This is a genomic window from Bordetella bronchialis, assembly GCF_001676705.1.
GTDB lineage: Bacteria > Pseudomonadota > Gammaproteobacteria > Burkholderiales > Burkholderiaceae_B > Bordetella_C > Bordetella_C bronchialis.
This window is the reverse complement of sequence record NZ_CP016170.1, coordinates 3,571,244-3,592,857: the sequence shown is the minus strand read 5'-3', so window position 1 is coordinate 3,592,857 and position 21,614 is coordinate 3,571,244. Positions and strand designations below refer to the sequence as shown.

Here is a 21,614-nt window from a genome sequence, read left to right as displayed (position 1 = left end):
CCCGGACAACGATGAGAACCCAGGACCTCGTAACCCGGCTGGCCGGCGATCTTCGGTTTGTCGAACGCAATGCCGTGGCCAGGCGGCTCAATCGGGCGCTGATGACGGGCCTGGCGGGCAATGCCCTCCTGCTGGTCGCCCTGTATGGCATCGACACGGACATGCCGGAACAGATGTTGACGCTCATGTTCTGGGTGCGCCTGGCGTTTCCCCTGGCCACCATCGCCGCGGCCTTGAAACTCGCCGAACGTCTTGCCCGGCCGGGCGCGGTACTGGGCCTGGCCTGGATAGCGGCGGTCATCCCCACCGTCATCATGCTGCTGGTGGCCGCGGCCATCCTGTTCGCGGCGCCGGCGGAATATCGCCTGCGCTGGGCGCTGGGCGCCACCTGGGTCACCACGACGGCAACCACCGTCCTGCTGTCCTTGCCATCGCTGGCCGCCGTCATGCAGGCGATGCGGGGCCTGGCGCCCACGCGCCTTGTGCTGGCAGGCGCCGGAGCGGGATTGCTGGCCGGCGCGCAGGGCTTGCTGGTCCATTCGCTGTACTCTTCCGACATGCCGGTGGCATTCTGGAGCGTCTGGCAGGTCCTTGCCATCGCGGTAACCGCCGGCATCGGCGCGGGTCTCGCCCCGCGTTACCTGAGATGGTAGCGCCCCGCTCGAATGGGGTGCTTTGCGCCCAAGCCGCGCGTAGAATCACCCGCGAAAATTTCCCCGTGCCACCTTGCCGGACGCTTGCATGAACCGAGCATCGCAGAATGGATCGCCGGAGGCCGCCGAAATCCGGCTCAGGGCTTTGTTGCTTGCCGGCCTGGATGGCGATGCGCGGGCCTATCACGCCTTCCTGCAGGCCCTGGGGGCACATTTGCGCGCCTTTCTGCGCAAGCGGCTTTACCGCTTGCCGGACGAAATAGAGGATCTGGTCCAGGAGATATTGATCGCCGTGCACAACGGACGCCATACCTACCTGCCTGACCAGCCGCTGACAGCGTGGACGCATGCCATCGCGCGCTACAAGGTGGCGGATTACCTGCGCCATCGATCGCGCCATGAGGCCCTGCATGAGCCCCTGGACGACCAGCAGGAGATATTCGCGGCGTCAGACGAAGAAGCGGCGCAGGCCAGGCGGGATGTGGAGAAGCTGCTGGCGCAATTGCCCGACCGGCATCGGCTGCCGATTCTTCATGTAAAACTGCAGGGAATGTCGGTGGCGGAGACAGCCCAGCTGACCGGCCTGTCGGAATCCGCGGTCAAGGTGGGGGTGCACCGCGGACTCAAGGCGCTGGCGACAAAAATACGAGGCTCGCTATGAGAACCGAAGACATGATTTCCATGCTGGCCGCCAACGTCGCGCCAGTCGACCGAGGCATCCTGGCGCGCCGCTACGGCTGGGCGCTGTTGTTGGGCGGACTGGGTTCCGTTTTGTTGATGTCCATGATTTTCGGGATACGGCCTGACATACGCCTGATGCTGGTAACGCCGCTGTTCTGGGCCAAGGTGGCGTTTCCTTCTGCCATGGCGGCGGCCGCGCTCCTGGCGGCTGCGCGGCTGTCGCGTCCCGGCATGCGGGTGGGCCGGGCCTGGCAGCTGTTGGCCTGGCCGGTCGCCCTCGTATGGATCGCCGCGGCCGCCATGCTGGGGCTCGCGCCGTCGTCGGAACGGCTCCCGATGATCCTGGGTTCGACGTGGCGCACGTGTCCCTTCAATATCGGCCTGCTGTCCGTGCCCACCTTTATTGGCGTGTTCTGGGCAATGAGGGGCCTGGCGCCCACGCGCCTGCGCACCGCGGGTGCGATAGGGGGCCTGCTCGCGAGCGCGACCGCTACCGTTGCCTATTGCCTGCACTGTCCCGAAATGGGCGTGCCGTTCTGGGCAGTGTGGTATTTGCTTGGCATGCTGATTCCCACGGCCCTGGGCGCCTTGCTCGGACCGAGGCTGCTGCGCTGGTAGCCCGGCACGCGCGAACTGACGATAGCGCCCGCGGCGGCGCCCCGAAGATGGCCGCGCGCCGTGCTTGGCCTTGCGAGCCTGCGCCGCCTATCCCAGCTGCTTACGCGGGTCGACTCTGGAACGCGGCGATGTTGTCGCGCAGCCACGTGGCGACCGGACGCGGCTGCCGCCCGGTCAGATCCGTGAAGGTGCCGGTGGTCTCCGCGAGCACGGACGAATGAAACAGCCGGTCCAGTCCCAGCAACAGGTCCGCGACCATTTCGCTGGCGCCGGCGGCGATGAGAACCGCGCGGTGCTCGGCGGGGCTGCGGTGCCGGTAGGCGACCGCGTGGCCCAGCAGGCGTGACAGTTCTTCCGCGACGTCCGGCATGCTGACCGCCCGGGGGCCTGTCAGGTGGTAGGCGCGCTGGACGTCCAGGTGCCGGTCGTCCAGAAGCGCGACGCGGGCGGCCTCGGCGATGTCCCGCGTGTCGATCAGGTTTACGCGGCCATCCCCGGCCGCGCCGCCCCATGTACCCTTGGCGACCGGCGCGGCGGCACGGGCGAGTATGTCCACGAAGGTGCTGGCGCGCAGGATCGTGTAGCCGACATCATGGGTGGCGAGATGCGCTTCGATACGCATGTGCCAGTCGAACGGATGCAGCCGCGTGGCCGGTCCCATCACGGATAGTTTGACGATGTGCCGAACGCCGGCGGCAACGGCCGCATCGATCAGGCTGATTTCATTGGCCACCTGCCGATCGGAGGTGCCATGGGCGATGAAGAGCCGGTCGGTACCTCGCAAAGCCTCGCGCAAGGTGTCGGGCGTATCGAAATCGACGCGCGCCAGCGCTACACCGGCCGGCAAGCGCTTGGAGTCCGGGTCCCGGGTGAGGGCCAGGACGTCGACCGGATCATGGAGAAGGTTCCCGACCAGGGCCGCGCCCACGCGGCCCGTCGCGCCGGCCACGGCGACACGGGGTTTGCCCGCATTCAACGATTGGTTTGACATTTTGCATGGCCTCGCTTAAGTTGGAACAATCATTCCAAATATTCTGGAATGATCGTTCCGCTATCATGGAATGATCGTTCCATAATGTCAAGCGAGACTGTGCATGAGCGGAAAACCGCGGTTCGATGAAGAGTCGGTCCTCAATGCGGCCATGGACGTGCTATGGCGGCATGGCTACGCGGCGTCGTCGATGGACCAATTGACCACCGCGATGGGGCTATCGCGCTCCAGCCTTTACAAACGCTTCGGCGACAAAGAAGGCCTGTTCCGGGAGGTATTGTCGACCTATACCGAACGCGTCGTGCGGCGCATGGGCGCCGTGCAGGCCGATACGAAACGCGAGCAGCTGCGGGCGCTGCTGCTAGATTTTCTGCCGAAGGATGGCCGCCGGTCCCGCCCCCCGGGGTGCATGCTGGCGCGTTCCTGTACCGAAATGGCGGATCTTCCCGCTGGAGGCCAGGCGGCGGCGCGGGAAGGGCTGGCGCGGCAGCGGATGATTTTTGTCGAGATCCTGCGTGAAGCGGTGGCAGAGGGGGAGCTCCCATCGGACGCGGACGTCGACGGCCTTGCGTGGCACTACCTGGGGGTGTTGCAGGCCATCATGAACTTGCCGCACGCTGGCGCCACCGCGGACGAGGTGCTCCGGGTGGTCGATCTGGGCATGCAGGCGTGGCCGGCGGCAGGCCGGCGTAAACACTGACCGGATCCGCCGCGCCTTTCATGGCCACCGCTTAACGTTCGACGGCGGCCAGCCGACGGTCGAGCAGCAGTGCAACGGCCTGCGCGACGCCGGCGAGCAGCCCGATGCCCCAGATCGCGCCAGTGTCCAGGATGCCGGCGCCCATGGCGCTGCCGATGGAGAATCCCAGGTACATGGTCGATGTATTCAAGGCCAGGGCCAGCGAGGCTTGCGACGGGGTGCCCGCCGCCATCAAACGGGCCATTTGGGCCGGAAAGAAGGCCCAGACGCTGAAACCCCACAGTGCCACGGCGAGCATGACGGGAAAGACCGCGGTGGAGGCGGGCAGGGCCGTCGCCAACGACAGCACCCAGAACGAGAGTCCCAGCACAAGCAGCGACAGCCGCACGACCCGATTCGGGCCCAGCCTGTCGTTCAATGTCCCGCCCGTCATCACGCCCAGGGCGGCGGCCAGTCCCCACATCGAGACGGTGGCGCCGATTCCCGCGGCCTGGAATCCGAGCACGCTGGACAGATAGGGCGCGATATAGGGGTAGGCGGCGTAGGCGCCGATGGACCAGAACAGGCTGATCGATAGCAGCCGCAGGATAGCGGGCTGCCGGACCACCGCAAGCCGTTGCGACAGTGTCGCCACCGGGATTCCCGAGCCCGCATCCTTGGCGATGCCGGCGAGAATGCCGACGATGGCCGTCAGGCTCATTGCACCGACCGCGAGAAATGTCATGCGCCAGCCGAAGGCATGGCCGACCAGCGCGCCCAAGGGCAGCCCCAGCGCGATCGCCAGCGTCATGCCCCCGCTGACAATGGCCAGCGCGCGCCCGCGCTTGCCGTGGGGAACGATGGCGCCGGCCAGGGCGTTCGCGCCCGGTACGTAAAGACCGGAGGCCACCGCCATCATGATGCGGGCGACCATAAGGATCGCGAAGCTCGGCGACCATGCGGCCAGCAGATTGCCGGCCGTGAAAAGACCCATCGCGAAGATCAGGGTGGCGCGGCGTCTCAGGCGTCCGGCCGCCACGGTGGACACCGGCGAGCTCAGCGCCATCGTCAGCGTGAATACGACCACCAGCATGGCGACCTGCGGGACGGTCATCTGGAAATCCGACGCCATCGTGGACAGCAGCGGCGCGATCATGAAGCCTTCGGTTCCTATCGCGAAGGTCCCGAGCGCCAGGAAGGCGGCCGGTAGCAGGGTGGCGCCGTGCCCGGCCGGCGGCGCGGCCGCGAGGGCGGGGGTATCCGCCGTACAGGTATTGGTGCGCATGTCGGGCTCCTCATGGCTTGCCGCGCCCACGGGACGCGGCAAGCGCGCTTACACCGGAATCGGGTTCTCGGCGATGCTTTGGTTGAAGGCGTGCACGAATGCGTGCTCGCCCAGCCCCGGGTTGTCGCGCATCGCGCGGATGCCTTCGACGAAAACTTCCGGCTCGTCGGTGGCCAGGCCTTTCATGGTCTGGGCGATGAACGTATCCAAAGGCATGGCGCGCGGATCCCCGCTCTTCTTGATGAGATCCGTATCGACCCAGGGCGGCGCGATTTCCTGCACCGTTACGTTGGTGTCGCGCAGCATGAAGCGTTGTGAAAGCGCATACGAATGCAGCGCCGCCTTCGATGCCGAGTAGACGGCATTGGTGGCGATCGGCACGTAGGCCAGCACCGAGGTGTTATGGATGATGGTGGCGCGCGGCTGGGCCTTCAGATGCCCGATGAGCGCCGACGTCAGGCGTATCGGCCCCAGCAGGTTGGTGTCGAGGATGCGGCGCGAGGTCGCGTCGTCGATGGTGCCGGCGGGATCGTCGAAGGGCATGATTCCCGCGTTGTTGACCAACACGTTGAGCGAGGGATATTGGGCAATCAGCGTTCTGGCGACGCGGTCGATGTCGGCGGCGTCGGAAATGTCGAGCTCGACGCCAGCCATGCCCGGATGGGCGGCGACGACTTCGTCGAGCAGGGCCTTGCGCCGCCCGGCGATGATGACCGTGTTGCCCAGGGCGTGGAAAGCTTGCGCCAGCGCGCGCCCGATGCCTGACGTTCCGCCGGTGATGAGGATGGTATTGTCGGTCAGCTTCATGGTTCTGCGTCCTTATCCTGTAGAGGGGTGGCCCGGAACATCCATGCGGGCCGTCCATGTCGCTACTATGAGGTGGAAATGTCTTGTCTCCAATGTCATTGAAACGTCGATTCAGGACAAAGTGTCTCGAACGGCTGCCTTGGAGATTTGACGGAGCGGCATCGGCCTGAATAAAGTGTTCCGTCATTTACGGACGGACAGACAATGCGGCAGATCGGCTTGATCCTCGAAAACGGCTTCCAGGTCATGGGCTTGTCCGCCCTGGGGGCCTTCGAGCTGGCAAACGCCGAACTCGGCCATGACGGCTACCGCATGACCATCCTTTCCGAGGGCGGCGGCATCGTGCGTTCAACCATGAGCGCGGGTATAGAGACCGTGCCTTTCGGTGTTATGCCGGACACGCTGATCGTTGCGGGAGAGCGGGCCCCGCGGCCTATCGCGCCCGGGCTCAAGGCCTATTTGTCCCGTGCCGCCCTGGAGGCGAGGCGCGTGGCGGGCATATGCACCGGGGCCTTTGTGCTGGCCGAGGCGGGACTGCTGGACGGCCGCATGGCGACCACCCATTGGGCGCATGCCCGCAAGCTGCAGGAACGTTATCCCTCGGTGCGGGTCGACGAGGATCGCATCTTCATCCGGGACGGCAATATCTGGACTTCGGCCGGCATGTCGGCGGCGATCGACCTGGCGCTGGCACTGATCGAGGACGACCATGGCGCCGCGCTGGCGCGCAACGTCGCGCGCAGGCTTGTGGTTTACCACCGCCGCCCTGGCGGGCAATCGCAGTTCTCCGCCTTGCTCGATCTGGCGCCGCGCTCGGACCGGGTAAGGCGGGCCCTGACCTACGCCAAGGAAAACCTGCGTAATGCCCTGACCGTGGAAGAGCTGGCGGATGCGGCGCGCCTGTCGCCGCGCCAGTTCAGCCGCGTCTTCCGCGAGGAAACCGGTCAATCGCCGGCCAAGGCCGTCGAAGTGCTGCGTCTGGAGGCCGCCAAGGCCATGCTCGAAGACGGACGGCATTCCATGGATGTGGTGGCGCGGGATACGGGATTCGCCGACCGCGACCGCATGCGGCGCGCGTTTCTCAGGGCCTACGGGCAACCGCCCAGCAGCCTGAAGCGCAGTCTCAAACTGGTAGGCGCCGGCGGCGGCGGGTGAATCCGCCAAGGCAGCTTCGGGGAAAAATCCGGATGCGCCATCGGCGCCGCCCGCCGGCGGTTCAGGCGCCGTCGTCCCGCCGCGCCAGCCGGTCTTCCAGCAATTCCACGAAGGCCCGCACCTTGGCGGTGTTGCTCAGGCGCGACGGATGAACGGCCCATACATGGGCTTCCTGGTGGTAATCGGGCAGCACGCGCACCAGTTTGCCGGCCTGCAGGCTGGCCTGTACGTCCCATTCGGAACGCAGGATGATGCCGTGGCCGTCGATCGCCCAGCCGTGGGCGATCTCGCCGTTGTTGACCAGCAGCGGCCCGCTGACCTTGACGTTGTGGACGCCGTCCGGCCCGGTCAGCCGCCATAGCCCGAAAGACTGGTCGCGCTCGCGGACGGGAATGCAGTGGTGTTGCGCCAGATCCGCGGGGACCGCGGGCGCCGGGTGCCGCTCGAGGTAGGCGGGCGCCGCGCACAGGATGCGATGATTGACCGCGATGCGGCGCGCGATCAGGGTGGGCTCGCTGACGACGCCCACGCGGATGTCCAGGTCGAAGCCTTCTTCCAGCAGGTCCACCGGCCGGTCCAGGAATTCCAGCTGTACCTGTAACGTGGGATAGCGCTGGGCCAGTTCGGAGACGGCCGGGGCCACATGGTTGCGGCCGAAACCGGTGCTGGTGCAGATGCGCAGCAGGCCGCGCGGCGTGGTACGGGACGTGGACACGGCTTCTGTCATTTCTTCCACGTCTTCCAGGATGCGCTGCGTCCATTGGAATACCGCTTCGCCGTGATCCGTGACGGTAATGCGCCGGGTGCTGCGATGGAGCAGCCTGGTCTGCATCACGCCTTCCAGGATGGCGATGCGCTTGCTGACGTAGGCGGGCGAAACGCCCAGCTCCGTGGCCGAGGCCGCGAAGCTGCGCTTGCGCACGACCATGCAGAACAGGCGCAGATCCTCCAGCAGGGGCAGGTTTGTAGTCATGGCCGGGACGTCATCCGGGGGCTGTCGCGGCAGAAAGCGTCCCCGCTGTTCACGATTAGTGTTTTGTCTGTTCACGCCGGGGCCGGTGATGGCCGGCGCCGGCGGTTTTATTCTGCCGGGCACGACACATCTTTGATCCGGCGCGCTTCCCGCGCGCGTTCAGCGAGAGGATACATGAACAAGCATAGAATCGCCGCCATACCGGGAGACGGGATCGGCAAGGAAGTGATGCCCGAGGGCAAGCGGGTGGTGGACGCCGTGGCGCGCCGCATGGGCATCGGCATCGAGTGGGTGGACATCGACTGGGCCAGCTGCGACTACTACGCGAAGCACGGCACCATGATGCCGGACGACTGGTTCGAGCAGTTGCGGGGTTGCGACGCCATTTACTTCGGAGCGGTGGGCTGGCCCGAGACGGTGCCGGACCACATCTCGCTGTGGGGCTCGCTGTTGAAGTTCCGCCGCCATTTCGACGAGTACGTGAACCTGCGCCCGGTGCGCCTGATGCCGGGCGTCCCCGCGCCGCTGGCGGGCCGCAAGCCGGGCGATATCGACTTCTACGTCGTGCGGGAAAACACCGAAGGGGAGTATTCCTCGGTGGGCGGCCGCATGTTCGAAGGCACCGACCAGGAGTTCGTCGTCCAGGAATCGATCTTCACCCGCCGCGGCACCGACCGCATCCTGAAATACGCGTTCGAACTGGCCCGCAGCCGGCCGAAGAAACACCTGACGTCGGCGACCAAGTCCAACGGCATTTCGATCAGCATGCCGTTCTGGGACGAGCGCGTCGAGGCCATGGCCAAGCACTATCCGGATGTGCGCCACGACAAGTACCACATCGACATCCTGACGGCGCGGTTCGTCCTCAGTCCCGAGCGCTTCGACGTGGTGGTAGCCTCCAACCTGTTCGGCGATATCCTGTCCGACCTGGGGCCGGCCTGCACGGGCACCATAGGCATCGCGCCATCGGCCAACCTGAATCCCGAACGCAAATTCCCCTCGCTTTTCGAGCCGGTGCATGGCTCGGCGCCCGACATCTATGGCAGGAACATCGCCAACCCCATCGGCATGATCTGGTCCGGAGCAATGATGCTGGATTTCCTTGGCGACGGCCAGGGCAAGTACCGCGATGCGCACGACGCCATCGTCCGGGCCATCGAGAAAAGCCTGGTGGATGGCGATGTGACGCCGGATCTGGGCGGCAAGGCGTCCACGACCGAGGCCGGCATGGCCATCGCCAAGGCGGTGGAGCAGGGCTGACGCCTCACCCCAGCCTGCGGGATGCGCGCCCAGCCGGGACGGTCAGGCCTGCCGCGGTTTGCGCCCGGATGGGCGCGCCGCGGCCCCGTCCCATAGGCGCATTGCCTGCGAGATGGCGGCATCCATGGCGGCCAGGCCCACGCCGTCCCGCGCCAGTGTGGAAAGTCCCAGCAGGAAGCTGTTGAACAGGGTGGCAAGGGCGGCCACGTCGGTGTCCGCCGGCAAGGCGCCTTCGGCCACCCCGCGTTCGATGCAGGCCTTGATGCCCGTGCGCGTCCGCGCGCGCGAGCGAGCTAGCGGTGCGGTGACCGCGGCGAATTCCGGCGAAGGCGCGCTCATCGTGCCCAGTGCCACCATGCAGCCCTTGGGATGCCTGGGGTCGCATTGCATGCGGGCCGAGCGGCGCAGGGTGGTTTCCAATGCCTGGCGCGGCGGCAAGGTCTTGTCCCACAGGGAGTCGGTCACCTTGGCATGGGTGGACAAGTAACGCTCGGCGCATTCCTGGAATAGCGCCGCCTTGGATCCGAAAGCGGCATAAAAACTGGGCGAGGAGATGCCCCCGCCGATCGCCGCCTTGAGCTGGCTCAGCGAAGTCGACTCATAGCCCTGTTCCCAGAACAGGCGCAATGCCTGCTCGATGGCCGCGTCACGGTCGAAGGTGCGCGGCCTGCCCATTTGCGCCATGCGATGTTCCCTTTGCCTGTACATACATACCGGTCGATATATAAATTATTGACGAGCGCAGCGCGCCCGTCTACATTTGTACTGGTCGATATATATATGGGGCCTGGGAATGTCGCCCGGACGTAAGTGCCCCACACAGGGAGAGGACTATGGAAATCGGATTGATCGGCCTGGGCGCCATGGGTCGGGCGATGGCGGCCAACCTGGTGAAGGCCGGGCATGATGTCAAATGCTGGAACCGCTCCGGCGGCGAAGTCGCCGGCGTGGCGATGGTGGCATCCCCGGACCAGGCATTCCAGGCCGATGCCGTTTTGACCATGCTGTCGGACGATGCGGCGATCCGCGGCGTGCTGCTCGATGGCGGCGCGCTGCGGCAGGCGCGCCAGGGGGTGGTGCACGTGGTCAGTTCGACGATCTCGGTCGCCTTTTCCGAGGAATTGCTCGAGCACCATCGCAAAGCGGGCATTGCCTATGTCGCCGCGCCGGTATTGGGACGGCCTGATGTGGCGGCGCAGGGCGAGTTGAACATCCTTGCGGCCGGAGAAGCGCCAGCGCTGGCGCGCCTGCAGCCGCTATTCGACGCGATAGGCAGGCGCACTTGGCTGCTCGGCGAGCATCCTCCCGGCGCGCACGCGGCCAAGATCGCCTGCAACATGATGATCGCCATGGCCATCGAAGCCATGGCCGAGGCGGTGTCGCTGACCGATGCCCACGGCGTGCGGCGCGCCGATTTCTTCGAATTGATCCTGGGCACCTTGTTCGGCAGCCGTTCGTACCAGGTCTATTCGGCCCTGATCGAACAGGGCAAGTACGAGCCGGGCTTCAAGGCCTCCCTGGGCCTGAAGGATCTGCGCCTTGCACGCGAAGCGGCGCGGGGCTTGCAGGGGCCCTTGCCCATGCTCGCCGCGGTACATGAGCAAATGCGGCTGGCGGTGGAGGACGGTGGCGCGGACCGGGATTGGTCCATCATGGCCGACTTCACGCTGCGCACGACGGGCAAGCCGGAGCGTCGTCAGGCCGGGTGATTTCGCGGGCCTGGCGGGGCGGCCGATATTCCGGCTATATCGGATACATCTCTATCGTCGACCGGACCTCGGCCAGTACGGCGGGCAATCGATCCAGGGGTACCGAGCTCAGGCCCAGCCGCAGGGCCTGGGGCGCATGTCGTGTCGTCGCGTACGCTTCGGCCTTGGAAACCGCGATGTGGCGTTCGGACAGTGCCATGGCGATGCGGTCCATGCGCAGGTCCGGAGGCAGCCGTAGCCAGACGAACGGCCCGCTGGGATGGGCGGTCAGGTCCATGCCGGCGAATGCCTTGCGCGCGATGGCCTGGCGCAGGCGCGCGCCGCGCCGGTGCTCGGACTCCAGCCGTTGCACCGTGCCATCCTGCATCCACCGCGTCGCCATGGCGGTGACCAGGCTCGGCATGCTCCAGAAGCTGGCGCGGATCCGCGCCTTGATGCGCAGCGCCAGGGTCTCCGGGGCCAGTACGTAGCCGAATCGCAGGCCGCTGGCCACGCTCTTGGACAGGCTGGAGACGTAGACCGTGCGTTCGGGCGCCAGCGCCACCAGGGGCGGCGACGCCGTGCCGGCAAGGTAGGCGTACGAGGCGTCTTCGATCAGCATGCAATCGTATCGTCGCGCGATGGCCACCAGCCGCTCGCGCTGGCTGGCGTCCAGCACCCAGCCCAGGGGATTGTGCAGCGTAGGCATGGCATAGATGGCGCGTATCCGGTGACGCAGGCACAGCGCTTCCAGCGCATCCAGGTCGGGCCCGCCGGGGGAGGCGGGGATGGGCCTGAGCGCCAGGTCCCGTGCCTGGGCCAGCATCTTGAAGCCTGGGTACGTCAGGGCATCGGCGGCCACCGTGTCGTGGGCGCGCAGCCATGCACCGGCGGCGATGTCCAGGCCCTGCTGGGCGCCGTTGACCAGGAAGACGCGGGATGCCGTCGCCTGTATGCCGCGTTCCCTGGCCAGGAAGTCCGCCACGATTTGTCTTTCATGCCGCCGTCCGCCGGGCGGTTGCTGATGCATCAGCGCGGCCAGGTCGCCGGATCCGGCCAGCTCGCGCAGCATCGCCCGCAGCAGGTCCGCCTGCCCCGGCCAGGTGGGATGGTTGAAGGACAGGTCCGCCGCATCGGCGCTCAGCCGGGCCTCGTCGCCGCTGTCCCATTCGCGGTGCGCAGGCCGGTCGCGGACGAAGGTGCCGCGGCCGGTTTCACCGATGACCAGGCCCGTGGCCTTGAGCCGCGCGTAAACCTTGCTGGCCGAGGCGATGGCGATGCCGTGGCGGGCGGCAAGCTGGCGGTGTGTGGGCAAGGCCGTGCCCGGCGGCAGCTTGCCGCTGCGGATATCGGCGGCGATCCGGTCGATGACCTGGGATAGCGGTGAGGATGCCATGGACTGTATCTAGGACAATTTTTTGATTGTTCTACTTTAGGCGGTTAGCCTGCGCGCAGGAAGGCCTGGCCGGATCCATCCATCGTCCCGGCCATGTCCGATGGCCCTTTCCCGTGCAAATGAACATGGACCCTGAAACATGAACCCTGCGACCGAGCGGCATCACCCGGCCCCGGCGGCCATGACCGAAGCCGTCGAGCACTTGCCGGTATTGGAGTATCTGCGGCGCCAGCTCGAGGGCACGCTGGACGCAGACGCGACGACCCATATGCGCTATCCCACCGCCATCTCGCGGTTGCTGGACTTTCGTATCGTTGCAATCGGCGAGGCCATGGCCGCCGTCGAACTGGACGCGGACGCGGCGCGCCACGGTAACCAGCAGGGCACGGTCCACGGGGGAATGCTGTGCGAACTGGCGGATGCCGCCATCGGTACCGCGCATTCCACGCTGATACGGCAGGGCGAAAGCTTCACCAGCATCGACTTGAAAGCCACTTTCCTTCGTCCCGTCTGGCAAGCGCGCTTGCGGGCCCATGCCTGGGCCGAGCACCGTGGCCGGACGATCAGCCACTACCGGTGCGACATCCAGCGCGAAGACGGCAAGCTGGTGGCGACCATCGCCAGCGCCGTGCTGACCTTGAGCGGCGAGCAGGCGCGTGGGCGGTGAGTCCTTGCGGCGATACGGGACGGACCGGGCGTGACGCACAAGGCTGTCCATGATCGGCGGCCTGCCGGCGCTTGACGGGCAACCTACTAGTTGGTAGTCTAGCTGCCATGGCAACCTCATCCAGCACCACCTACGACGAGATCCTGCGCTGCGCGCGCGGCCTCATCATTGCCGGCGGATATAACGGCTTCAGCTATGCCGACATTTCGGAAGTCGTGGGCATCCGCAAGGCCAGCATTCATCATCACTTTCCCAGCAAGGTGGATCTGGTCCGGACGCTGCTGGAGCGTTACCGCGAAGAAGCGGAAACCGGCATCGCCGCGCTGCAACGCTACCATCCCGATCCCGTGGACCAGTTGCGCGCCTATATCGGCTATTGGGCGCAGTGCATAGGCGATCCGACCAGCGCCTTCTGCGTGTGCGCCTTGCTTGCGAGCCAGATGCCGGTATTGCCGCCGGAGCTCGTGGTAGAGGTACGGGCGCATTTCCGCCGGCTGTCGGGATGGCTGGCCTCCGTGCTGGAAGAGGGCGCGAAACAGGGCAAGCTCGCGCTTTCGGACAACGCGGCCAACGAGGCCGAGGTCTTCATGGCCGCGGTACATGGCGCGATGCTGTCGGCGCGGGCATACGGCGACGAAAAAGTATTCACCGTGGTGACCGAGCCCTTGGTCCAAAGGTTGGCGATCGCGCGACACTGAAGCGCGGGCCGGGCATCCCCGCGGAAATCGGATGCCAGCTGTTTTCTATCGGCGGTAGCTACCGCCGCTTCCTGATCGGCTCTTGCGGGGCGCGCCGCGATGAGCCATTTATTTCGCGCCAACAAGCTACCTACTAGTAGGTACAAGGAGAGATCATGTCCCATCACGCCATGCGCGGCTTTCTTGCCGCCGCCGTCTCCAGCCTTTCATTGACCGTCGGGGCCGCTGCGCCGGCACACGCCGATGGCGCCAAGGCCGAACCGGTGCGGGTGCGGGTGGAACGGCTGGGCTACAAGCAGGCCAAGTACGTCGAGCGCATCGAGATCGTCGACAGTTTCGCCGGCCTGTGGGGCGGCAACGGCGGTTATTGGGAGGACCGGGGATACGAATGGTATGCCGGGATCTGAAGGAAAGGTCGGCGCCGCATCCCGCGCATGCGCCCGGATCATGTTGAACACGAAAGGAAATCCAATGACGGAACATCGTACGGGCTTCGCCCAGGGCGCCCAGGAGCAATGGCTCAGGTCCTATTACTTCCTCCGGGCCGCTTTTTCCGCGGTCTGGGTGGCCATCGCCTTCACGGCGGGCCGGCAGTCCCCCATGCTGGCGGCGGTCCTGCTGGTGCTGTATCCCGCCTGGGACGCGGCGGCCAATTTCCTGGATGCGGCGCGTAGCGGCGGACTGGGCCGGAACCGGGCGCAGGCGATCAATGTGGCGGTGAGCCTGGCCACCACCTTGGGGGTGATCGTGGCGCTGCGCATGAGCGTCAACGCCGTGCTCGCGGTCTTCGGCGCCTGGGCGATCCTGGCGGGACTGCTGCAGCTGGGTACGGCCATCGGCCGCTGGAAGCGCTTCGGCGCGCAATGGGCAATGATATTGAGCGGCGCCCAATCGGCCGTCGCCGGCACGCTGTTCATCGCGCTGTCTCGCACGCCGGTACCGCCATCCACCTCCATCGCCAAGGTGGCGGGCTATGCGGCGGTGGGCGCCGCGTACTTCCTGGTGTCGGCGATATGGCTCTTGGCGGGCGATATGCGGCGCAAGGCGGCCCGGCCGTCGATCCGCTAAACTGGCCGGCGTTTTGCTGGCCTTGGCCGGGGTTTCCATGGCGTGGCGAAGTGGCCCGTCCCCGGGCCGCGATATCGCTCCCTGGGCCGGCCATGCCAGCCGCCCATGGGAGAAATGACTGTATGCACGCCACGCACGCCTTGGATGCGCCCGCTGCCGCGCCGATCGCCTTTGACGATTTCCTAGCCGTCGATATCCGTGTCGGTACGGTCGTCGCCGCGGAGCCGTTTCCGGAGGCCAGGAAGCCGGCGCTGAAGCTGGTCATCGATTTCGGTCCCGCCATCGGGCGCAAGAAAAGCAGCGCGCAGATCACCGAGCATTATGAACCGCAGGCCTTGCTGGGCCGCCAGGTGGCCGCCGTGGTGAATTTCCCGCCGCGCCAGATAGGCAAGTTCATGTCCGAAGTGCTGACGCTCGGTTTCGCGGATTCGTCGGGGGCCGTCGTGTTGTTCCAACCCGATCGCCCCGTGCCCGACGGCAGCCGCCTTTTCTGACAGGGTCGCGACCGCGCGTTATTGCGCGGCCTGGGACCGGACCCGCGGCCGATTCCGGGACGAAGGGCGCCGGGCCGCCGGGTGGGACTCCGGCTCGATCTTGTCCACGTAGGCGCAGAACATATCTCCCATTGCATTCGCATAGGCCTTGATTTCCGCGGCGCTGCGCGGGCTGCCTGAGAAATGCTTGCCCACCTTGGCGAGCGTCGTCATGATCAAGTCGCCCGCCACCGTGCGGATGGCTCTCCGTGATTCCGGCAGGAGCTCCCGCATGAAAGCCTGCATGGCCTGCTTTCCGGATGCATGCGCCTGCCGCGCCTCCGGCGCATCCCGGTAAAGCGGCGCGGCATCGTGCAAGGCCATGCGCATCCGGGCCTCTTCGCATTCCGAGCGCAGGAAGGCGTGCACCAGGGCGCGCAAGCGCTGCCGCGGCGGCCGCCGGACATCGGCAAGAATGCCCAGCATCATTTCGGTGGTTTGCCGCCATTCGTCCAGCTGCAGGCGGAACAGGATCGCCGCCTTGTTGGGAAAGTACTGATACACCGATCCGACGCTGACGCCGGCCCGCTCGGCGATGCGCGCCGTGGTGAAGCGCGCGGCGCCTTCTTTCTCCAGAACCTGAGCCGCCGCCTGCAGGATGGCGGCGACGAGTTCGGTCGAACGGGCCTGTTGCGGCTGTTTTCGCGAGGAAATCCGCGGCGTTTGGCGATCGGTCATGGCGGTTGGAATGTAGGGAAAGAATGCGAATAGCGGATCGGGTCCCGTCGCCGTATTCTTGAATGCGACGGATTCGTCACATTCTAGATGAGCGCCACCGGGCGCTCCACTACGCGAGAGAACTGTATGTCCACACTGACCACCGCACCCCTGGCGCCCCTGCTGGACCGCCTGTTCAAGGAAACGGCGGACGGCTCCCCCTGGGAGCTTCCCGCATTCGCCGGGCTATCCGAAGACGCGATGCAGCGGCTGATGCATAGCAAGACCGGCTATATGGACTTCTATGGGAACCTGAAGGATTTCGGGCTTCCTGTCTCGCGCCAGACGGGCTTGCTGCTTTATATGCTGGCGCGCGCCACGCGGGCGCGCAGCATCGTCGAGTTCGGAACCTCCTTCGGTATCTCGACCCTGCATCTGGCCGCGGCCCTGCGCGACAACGGCGGCGGCAGGCTGATCACCAGCGAGTTCGAGCCGTCCAAGGTGGCGCGGGCACGCGACAATCTTGCCGCGGGCGGGCTGGACGAACTCGTGGAAATCCGTGTCGGCGATGCCTTGAAGACCCTGAGCGTCGATCTGCCTGCGTCCATCGACCTGCTGCTGCTGGACGGCGCCAAGGCCCTGTACGGCGACATCCTGGCAATGCTCGAAAGCCGGCTTCGGCCGGGTGCGCTGATCGTGGCGGACAACGCCGACTACAGCCCCGACTACCTGGCTCACGTGCGTTCGGTCGCCCATGGCTATCTGTCCGTGCCGTTCGGCGACGACGTGGAGCTTTCCATGCGGCTGGGTTGAGCAGGCGCCACCGCCAGGCAAGGGCATGGCGGTGGCGCCTGGCTCCGAAGATGATGTCACGGCATCCCGCGCCGCTGAAACGGGGCCTGTGCAATCGGGCGGATCGATGGTCTACTTGCTGCTCCGCTCGAGGAGACCAACAATGAAAAAACGCGACTTCCTGTCGTGCAGCCTGGGCGCGCTCGCGCTAGCCCTGGCTCCCGTTCCCGGCCTGGCGCAGGGCCAGGCTTTCCCGCCCTTCAAGACCGCCACCATCGTCGTGGGCTTCGCCGCGGGCGGCGCGTCGGATGCCGCCGCGCGCATCATCGCCAAGAAGCTTTCCGATGACCTGGGCATCAGCGTCGTCGTGGAGAACAAGCCTGGCGCGGGCGGGAATATCGCGCATCAGTACACAGCCCACCAGGCGCCGACCGATGGCAGCACGATACTGCTCGGCTCGGTGGGCCCCTTGGCCATCGCACCGCACTTCATGGCCTTGCAATACGACCCGGTCAAGGACCTGGCGCCCATCACCATGGGCGTGAACTTCCCGAATGTCCTGGTCATCCACAGCGGGCTGCCCATCAAGACATTCGCCGAGTTCATGGCATACGCCAAGGCCAATCCTGGCAAGATCGACTTCGCGTCGACCGGGCACGGGTCGGCGTCGCACATGGCGGGCGAGCTGTTGATCGACATGGCCAAGGTGGACATCGTTCATATCCCCTACAAGGGCGGCGCGCCGGCCTTCCAGGACCTGATGGGCGGCCGCGTGGCTGCCTATTTTTCCACGCTGGCCACCGCCCAGCCGGGCATCGATGCCGGCAAGCTCGTACCGCTGGCGACCACCGGCCTGAAACGCATGGCGGCCTTGCCCGACCTGCCTACGATCGCCGAGACCTATCCCGGCTACAACGCCACCAACTGGTACGCCTTCGTGGCTTCGTCCAAGGTTCCCGCGCCCATCCTGGACGCCTGGAACGCCGCGCTGGTGAAGGTACTGAAGTCGCCCGACGTCGTTGCGGCACTGGAAAAGCACGGCCTGCCGCCGGCGCCGGGTACGCGGCAGGAGCTGGCGGACGAGATCGCCCGCGAATCAGCCATGTGGGGCCGCGTCATCCGCGATCGGAATATCAAGCCGAGTTGACCCACCCGGGTGGGTCAGAACGGCACCCTGCCCAACGATGCACCGCCGTCGACGTGCAAGGTTTGTCCCGTCATAAACCCGGCGTCCTCCGACAGGAGGAACGCGATGGTCGCCGCGACTTCATCGGGCCTTCCGAACCGGCCCATTGGCACGCTGGCAAGATAGCGACGCTCGCCGTCGCCGCCGGGCGGGTTGTTCGCGCGGGACAATTCCGCTTCGGTGGGACCGGGAGAGACCGCGTTGACCGTGATGCCGCTATTCGCCAGCTCCAGCGCCCAGCCAGGTCGATGCCCTTGGTGGCGCCGGTAACGAGGAAAGTACGAGGCATGTGCTCCTTGGCCACCCTGCTCGGGCGGCCGGGCGAAGAGGCGTCAGGCGGCGCGGCCGCTGGCTTGGCGAATGGCGGGCAGCATCTCCGATGGCTCCGGGCGCCGGGTGTAGTCGGGGTTGACCTCGGCATAGACGATGGTGCGGTCCGGCGCGATCACGTAGCGGGCGGGCATCGGCAAGGTCCAGCTGGGATCGGCGTTGAAGGAGGGCAGGTCATTCTTCAATGACTTGTAGAGCTCGACCAGATAGTCCTGCAATTCGAAGCGAAGGCCGAAGGCGGCCGCGACCTCGTTGCGCGGGTCCGAAAGAATGGGAAAAGCCAAGGCGTTCTGACGTTGCGACTTGCGGCTGTTCGGCGCGGTCTGGGGCGAGATCGCCACCAGGCTGGCGCCCGCTTCCTGGATTGCCGGAAGGGCGGCCTGGAGAGCCTGCAGCTCCATGGCGCGGGCGTGCCCGTTTCAGCGGCGCGGAAGGCATACGCGCCGCGGTCCTCGCCCACATGGGCCTGACTATCGCGTCGGATTGGATGTTCGCGCCGGAACTGGAGGACGTCATGGTGCCCCGGGCCATGCGTCGGACGGGCCCGATGGACCAGTGAGCCCGCGTACCAGCGGATGGCCGGGACGGCCGGGCTCACGCGCCGGTCCGCGGGGCAAGCAGGTCGGCCAGGCCGATCTTGTGGAACATCTCGCGGCGCACGCGGTCCCCCACACGGAAGACCTCCTCGGCGCCGTCCTGCGCGGGGTCCACGTATACGCGGTAGGGGCGCTTGCCGAACGGCGCGTCGACGATGTCGGCGATGGCCTCGGCCACGGCCGCGGCATCGGCGTCGGCGGGCTGCAGCGCCGCCAGACCTTGCAAGGCCTGGTCGGCGACGCCGGCATAGGGCCCTTGTTCATAGGCCTGTTGCACCGCCCGGTCCGCGGGCGTACCGGAATGCGCGAAATGGTTGGTTCCCTTGGTGAAGGCGCCGGGAACGACGATGGATGTCTCGATGCCCCAGCGCGCGACTTCACTGGCGTACGAGACGGCCAGCGAGTCCATCGCGGCCTTGGCGGCGAAGTAGGGCGCCAGGAAGGGCGGCGTGCCGCCGCGTGCCGATGAAGAGGAAACCCACAGCAGCAGCCCGCGGCCCTGGCGGCGCATATGCGGCAGCGCCGCCCGGTTCAGGCGCTGGGTGGATAGCACATTGACGTCATAGAGCTGGGCATACTGTTGCGGGGTGAAGGCTTCGGCGGGGCCGAACACCATGTGCCCTGCATTGTGGACGATGACGTCCAGGCGGCCGTTGTCGGCGATGACCTTTTCCACGCCGGCTTGTACGGACGCATCGTCGGTGACATCGATGTCGGCCGTGCGCAGGTCGAGTCCATGCGCCTTGGAATAGGCCGCGATCTCGGCCACGCGGGGCGCATTCCGGCCGGTGGTCTCGCGCATGGATGCATAGACCGTGTGGCCGGCCCGGGCCAGCGCCTTGGCGGAGAGCAGGCCGAAGCCGCTCGATGCGCCGGTGATAAGAATGACTTCTTTCATGATGTGGCTCCTTGGAATGGGATGTCTGGCGGCTTGCGGGACCGCCGGTGTCAGCACATGCCGCCGTTGGCCCGCAGCACCTGGCCGTTGATCCATGCGCCGTCCGGGCCGGCCAGGAAGGCCACCACGCTGGCGATGTCTTCCGGCTGGCCGAGTCGCTCCAGCGGGTTCATCTTGGCCATGCGGTCGATCACTTCGGGACTTTTGCCGTGCAGGAACAGCTCGGTGGCCACCGGTCCCGGCGCGACGGCGTTGACGCTGATACCGCGGCCGCGCATCTCCTGCGCCAGCACCTGCGTCATTGCCTCCACCGCTGCCTTGGTGGCGACGTAAACCGCGTATCCCGGCAAGCGCACGCCAATCACGCTGGTGGAGAAATTGATGATGCGTCCGCCGTCGCGCACCTGGCGAGCGGCCTCGCGGCACACGTTGAACGTGCCTTTGACATTGATGGCCATGCTCTGGTCGAAAGCCTGGTCGTCGAAGCCGGCCAGAGGGGACAGCTTGAGGACGCCGGCGCAATTGACCACGACGTCGACGCCGCCGTAGGCCTTGCGCGCGGCGTCGAAGAGGGCGGCCACGGCCGCCGGGTCGGCGACGTCGGCCTGCACGGCGATGGCTTGGCCACCGTTCGCGACGATGCCGTCCACCACCTCCTGCGCGGCTCCTGCCTGGCCGGCGTAATTGACGACGACCTTGAAGCCCTCGCGGGCCAGGCGTAGTGCGGTCTCGGCGCCGATGCCGCGCGACGAGCCGGTGATGATTGCTACCTTTTCCTGGTTCATGGCCTTGCTCCTTGATGTCCGGCGCCAGATCGTCTGGCGTCTGGAGATACTGTAGGCCGGCCGATGGAATAAAAAAAATGAATTGTGGTAAGAGTCAGAATGACAAATAATATGTCTTATGGCATTCGACGGCAGGTTGCTAGGCGGCATAGGCGTGGTCTCGGCGGTGGTCGAGGCCGGCAGCTTCGCGCGTGCCGGCGAGGCCATCGGGCTGACGCAGCCGGCCGTCAGCCGTGCCGTCGCCCGGCTGGAGGAACGCGTCGGCATCCGCATCTTCCACCGCACGGCCCGGGCGATCTCGCTGACGGACGAAGGCCGGCGCTTCTACGAAGCGATGGCCCCTTTGCTTGCCGGCATCGAAGACGTCGTGGCGGATGCCAACCAGGCCAAGGCCCGGGTCAGGGGACGGTTGCGCATCAACGTCGACGGCACCTTCGGGCACTATGTGCTGGCGCCGCGCATCGGTGAATTCCTGGACCGTTTTCCCGAGCTTTCCGTGGAGGTCAGCGTGCGCGATCGCATGGGCGACCTCGTGGCCGACGGCTTCGACGTCGCGGTGCGTTTCGGCACGCCCGAGCCGTCTTCCTACCGGGCCCTGCTGCTGCTGCGGACGCGCGTCCTGACCTGCGCATCGCCGCAGTACATTGCGCGTCGTGGCGAACCCAGGCGGCCGGAGGACCTGGCAAAGGACCATCAATGCCTGCTTATCCGGGATCCGTCCACGGGACGTCCCTACGGCTGGGAATTCCATCGCGGCAAGCAGGTCGTGCCGCTGCATGCGGCGGGCCAGCTCATGGTCAACGATACGGGTTCCTTGCTGGGCGCCTGCCTGGGTGGCGCGGGCGTCGCGCAATTGCTGGAGCTTTATGCCAAGGACCTGGTCGCCAGCGGCAGGCTGGCGCTTCTGCTGCCCCAGTGGGCGGAGGAGACCTTTCCCCTGTATGCCTATCGCCACAACTCCAGCCTGGTGTCGGCCAAGGTACGCGCATTCCTGGATTTCGTCCGGGAACTGGCCACCTGAGCGCCGGCGCGGCGCGCGGCTTCGGCACCGAAGTCGGGGGGAGCGCATCGGCGCCGGGCCCACGCCGGTTATATCGATCCCATCGATAGGTCGTCCACGGTATTTTTCATTTCCGGTCAGATCCGTTCCCGCATAGCCTTACGTCGCCGCGAGTGACTGGCGGAACACGACGACACGGCCATTGCCGCCCGCGCGGC

General features: G+C 66.4%; 24 protein-coding genes and 2 pseudogenes. 15 read left to right on the top strand and 11 right to left on the bottom strand.

Features of this window, described 5'->3' with window-relative positions:
- Positions 1–11 precede the first annotated feature (11 nt).
- The 3 genes from BAU06_RS15835 (at position 12) to BAU06_RS15825 (ending at position 1,952) form a co-directional block, all read left to right on the top strand.
- Positions 12–653 carry a DUF1109 domain-containing protein gene (locus tag BAU06_RS15835; protein ID WP_066351597.1) on the top strand — a complete coding sequence of 214 codons (642 nt, stop codon included), beginning with the start codon at positions 12–14 and terminating at the stop codon, positions 651–653.
- A gap of 88 nt (positions 654–741) precedes the next feature.
- Complete coding sequence (locus BAU06_RS15830) at positions 742–1,314, top strand: sigma-70 family RNA polymerase sigma factor (protein ID WP_066351594.1); 573 nt, start codon at positions 742–744, stop codon at positions 1,312–1,314.
- Positions 1,311–1,952 (top strand): DUF1109 domain-containing protein, encoded by a 642-nt coding sequence (locus tag BAU06_RS15825; RefSeq protein WP_066351591.1) that lies wholly within the window; start codon positions 1,311–1,313, stop codon positions 1,950–1,952. The genes BAU06_RS15830 and BAU06_RS15825 overlap by 4 nt, the downstream gene beginning before the upstream one ends.
- 100 nt (positions 1,953–2,052) lie before the next feature.
- On the opposite strand, the gene BAU06_RS15820 is transcribed toward BAU06_RS15825, so the two are convergent.
- Positions 2,053–2,901: an NmrA family NAD(P)-binding protein gene (locus BAU06_RS15820; protein ID WP_231933886.1), complete on the bottom strand. Its 849-nt coding sequence runs from the start codon at positions 2,899–2,901 to the stop codon at positions 2,053–2,055.
- 145 nt (positions 2,902–3,046) lie between these two features.
- Here BAU06_RS15820 and BAU06_RS15815 point away from each other — a divergent pair, with 145 nt between their 5' ends.
- Positions 3,047–3,643: a TetR/AcrR family transcriptional regulator gene (locus BAU06_RS15815; RefSeq protein WP_066351583.1), complete on the top strand. Its 597-nt coding sequence runs from the start codon at positions 3,047–3,049 to the stop codon at positions 3,641–3,643.
- Between the two features lie 31 nt (positions 3,644–3,674).
- On the opposite strand, the gene BAU06_RS15810 is transcribed toward BAU06_RS15815, so the two are convergent.
- The gene (locus tag BAU06_RS15810) at positions 3,675–4,907 is read right to left on the bottom strand and encodes an MFS transporter (protein WP_066351578.1); all 1,233 of its coding nucleotides are present in this window, start codon (positions 4,905–4,907) and stop codon (positions 3,675–3,677) included.
- Between the two features lie 48 nt (positions 4,908–4,955).
- Positions 4,956–5,714: an SDR family oxidoreductase gene (locus BAU06_RS15805; protein ID WP_066351576.1), complete on the bottom strand. Its 759-nt coding sequence runs from the start codon at positions 5,712–5,714 to the stop codon at positions 4,956–4,958.
- 204 nt (positions 5,715–5,918) lie between these two features.
- On the opposite strand from BAU06_RS15805, the gene BAU06_RS15800 reads away from it, so the two are divergent.
- Positions 5,919–6,869 carry a GlxA family transcriptional regulator gene (locus BAU06_RS15800; protein WP_066351574.1) on the top strand — a complete coding sequence of 317 codons (951 nt, stop codon included), beginning with the start codon at positions 5,919–5,921 and terminating at the stop codon, positions 6,867–6,869.
- Between the two features lie 61 nt (positions 6,870–6,930).
- Here the strand turns inward: BAU06_RS15800 and BAU06_RS15795 are convergent, their stop codons facing one another.
- Positions 6,931–7,842, bottom strand: coding sequence for a LysR family transcriptional regulator (locus BAU06_RS15795; RefSeq protein ID WP_066351570.1), 912 nt, complete (start codon positions 7,840–7,842; stop codon positions 6,931–6,933).
- Positions 7,843–8,016: 174 nt separating this feature from the next.
- Between BAU06_RS15795 and BAU06_RS15790 the strand changes: the two genes are divergently transcribed.
- Positions 8,017–9,102: a tartrate dehydrogenase gene (locus tag BAU06_RS15790; RefSeq protein ID WP_066351562.1), complete on the top strand. Its 1,086-nt coding sequence runs from the start codon at positions 8,017–8,019 to the stop codon at positions 9,100–9,102.
- 42 nt (positions 9,103–9,144) lie between these two features.
- On the opposite strand, the gene BAU06_RS15785 is transcribed toward BAU06_RS15790, so the two are convergent.
- Positions 9,145–9,786 carry a TetR/AcrR family transcriptional regulator gene (locus BAU06_RS15785; protein WP_066351557.1) on the bottom strand — a complete coding sequence of 214 codons (642 nt, stop codon included), beginning with the start codon at positions 9,784–9,786 and terminating at the stop codon, positions 9,145–9,147.
- A 149-nt stretch (positions 9,787–9,935) separates the two neighbouring features.
- On the opposite strand from BAU06_RS15785, the gene BAU06_RS15780 reads away from it, so the two are divergent.
- Positions 9,936–10,811 (top strand): NAD(P)-dependent oxidoreductase, encoded by an 876-nt coding sequence (locus BAU06_RS15780; RefSeq protein WP_066351546.1) that lies wholly within the window; start codon positions 9,936–9,938, stop codon positions 10,809–10,811.
- Between the two features lie 34 nt (positions 10,812–10,845).
- Here the strand turns inward: BAU06_RS15780 and BAU06_RS15775 are convergent, their stop codons facing one another.
- Positions 10,846–12,186 carry an aminotransferase-like domain-containing protein gene (locus BAU06_RS15775; protein ID WP_066351540.1) on the bottom strand — a complete coding sequence of 447 codons (1,341 nt, stop codon included), beginning with the start codon at positions 12,184–12,186 and terminating at the stop codon, positions 10,846–10,848.
- A gap of 139 nt (positions 12,187–12,325) precedes the next feature.
- Here BAU06_RS15775 and BAU06_RS15770 point away from each other — a divergent pair, with 139 nt between their 5' ends.
- The 5 genes from BAU06_RS15770 (at position 12,326) to BAU06_RS15750 (ending at position 15,113) form a co-directional block, all read left to right on the top strand.
- Positions 12,326–12,853: a PaaI family thioesterase gene (locus BAU06_RS15770; protein ID WP_231933885.1), complete on the top strand. Its 528-nt coding sequence runs from the start codon at positions 12,326–12,328 to the stop codon at positions 12,851–12,853.
- 107 nt (positions 12,854–12,960) lie between these two features.
- Positions 12,961–13,551 carry a TetR/AcrR family transcriptional regulator gene (locus BAU06_RS15765; RefSeq protein ID WP_066351537.1) on the top strand — a complete coding sequence of 197 codons (591 nt, stop codon included), beginning with the start codon at positions 12,961–12,963 and terminating at the stop codon, positions 13,549–13,551.
- Between the two features lie 155 nt (positions 13,552–13,706).
- Entirely contained in the window at positions 13,707–13,958 is a 252-nt protein-coding gene (locus tag BAU06_RS26910) for a molybdopterin-binding protein (RefSeq protein WP_066351532.1), read from the top strand.
- A gap of 64 nt (positions 13,959–14,022) precedes the next feature.
- Entirely contained in the window at positions 14,023–14,619 is a 597-nt protein-coding gene (locus BAU06_RS15755) for a hypothetical protein (RefSeq protein ID WP_066351529.1), read from the top strand.
- 122 nt (positions 14,620–14,741) lie between these two features.
- Complete coding sequence (locus BAU06_RS15750) at positions 14,742–15,113, top strand: tRNA-binding protein (protein ID WP_066351527.1); 372 nt, start codon at positions 14,742–14,744, stop codon at positions 15,111–15,113.
- A gap of 18 nt (positions 15,114–15,131) precedes the next feature.
- Here the strand turns inward: BAU06_RS15750 and BAU06_RS15745 are convergent, their stop codons facing one another.
- A complete protein-coding gene (locus BAU06_RS15745) occupies positions 15,132–15,830 on the bottom strand; it encodes a TetR/AcrR family transcriptional regulator (protein ID WP_066351525.1) in 699 nt (232 codons plus the stop codon).
- 126 nt (positions 15,831–15,956) lie between these two features.
- Here BAU06_RS15745 and BAU06_RS15740 point away from each other — a divergent pair, with 126 nt between their 5' ends.
- A complete protein-coding gene (locus BAU06_RS15740) occupies positions 15,957–16,622 on the top strand; it encodes an O-methyltransferase (RefSeq protein WP_066351509.1) in 666 nt (221 codons plus the stop codon).
- Between the two features lie 142 nt (positions 16,623–16,764).
- Positions 16,765–17,748, top strand: coding sequence for a Bug family tripartite tricarboxylate transporter substrate binding protein (locus BAU06_RS15735; protein ID WP_066351508.1), 984 nt, complete (start codon positions 16,765–16,767; stop codon positions 17,746–17,748).
- Between the two features lie 14 nt (positions 17,749–17,762).
- Here the strand turns inward: BAU06_RS15735 and BAU06_RS15730 are convergent.
- The 4 genes and pseudogenes from BAU06_RS15730 to BAU06_RS15715 all read right to left on the bottom strand — a co-directional run.
- Positions 17,763–18,026: pseudogene (locus BAU06_RS15730) on the bottom strand (SDR family oxidoreductase); the annotation flags it as partial.
- A 93-nt stretch (positions 18,027–18,119) separates the two neighbouring features.
- Positions 18,120–18,518, bottom strand: a pseudogene (locus BAU06_RS15725) (peroxiredoxin-like family protein); the annotation flags it as partial.
- Between the two features lie 193 nt (positions 18,519–18,711).
- Entirely contained in the window at positions 18,712–19,611 is a 900-nt protein-coding gene (locus tag BAU06_RS15720) for an SDR family oxidoreductase (protein ID WP_066351505.1), read from the bottom strand.
- Positions 19,612–19,661: 50 nt separating this feature from the next.
- Entirely contained in the window at positions 19,662–20,396 is a 735-nt protein-coding gene (locus BAU06_RS15715) for an SDR family oxidoreductase (RefSeq protein WP_066351502.1), read from the bottom strand.
- Positions 20,397–20,514: 118 nt separating this feature from the next.
- On the opposite strand from BAU06_RS15715, the gene BAU06_RS15710 reads away from it, so the two are divergent.
- Positions 20,515–21,417: a LysR family transcriptional regulator gene (locus tag BAU06_RS15710; RefSeq protein WP_066351499.1), complete on the top strand. Its 903-nt coding sequence runs from the start codon at positions 20,515–20,517 to the stop codon at positions 21,415–21,417.
- Positions 21,418–21,614 lie beyond the last annotated feature (197 nt).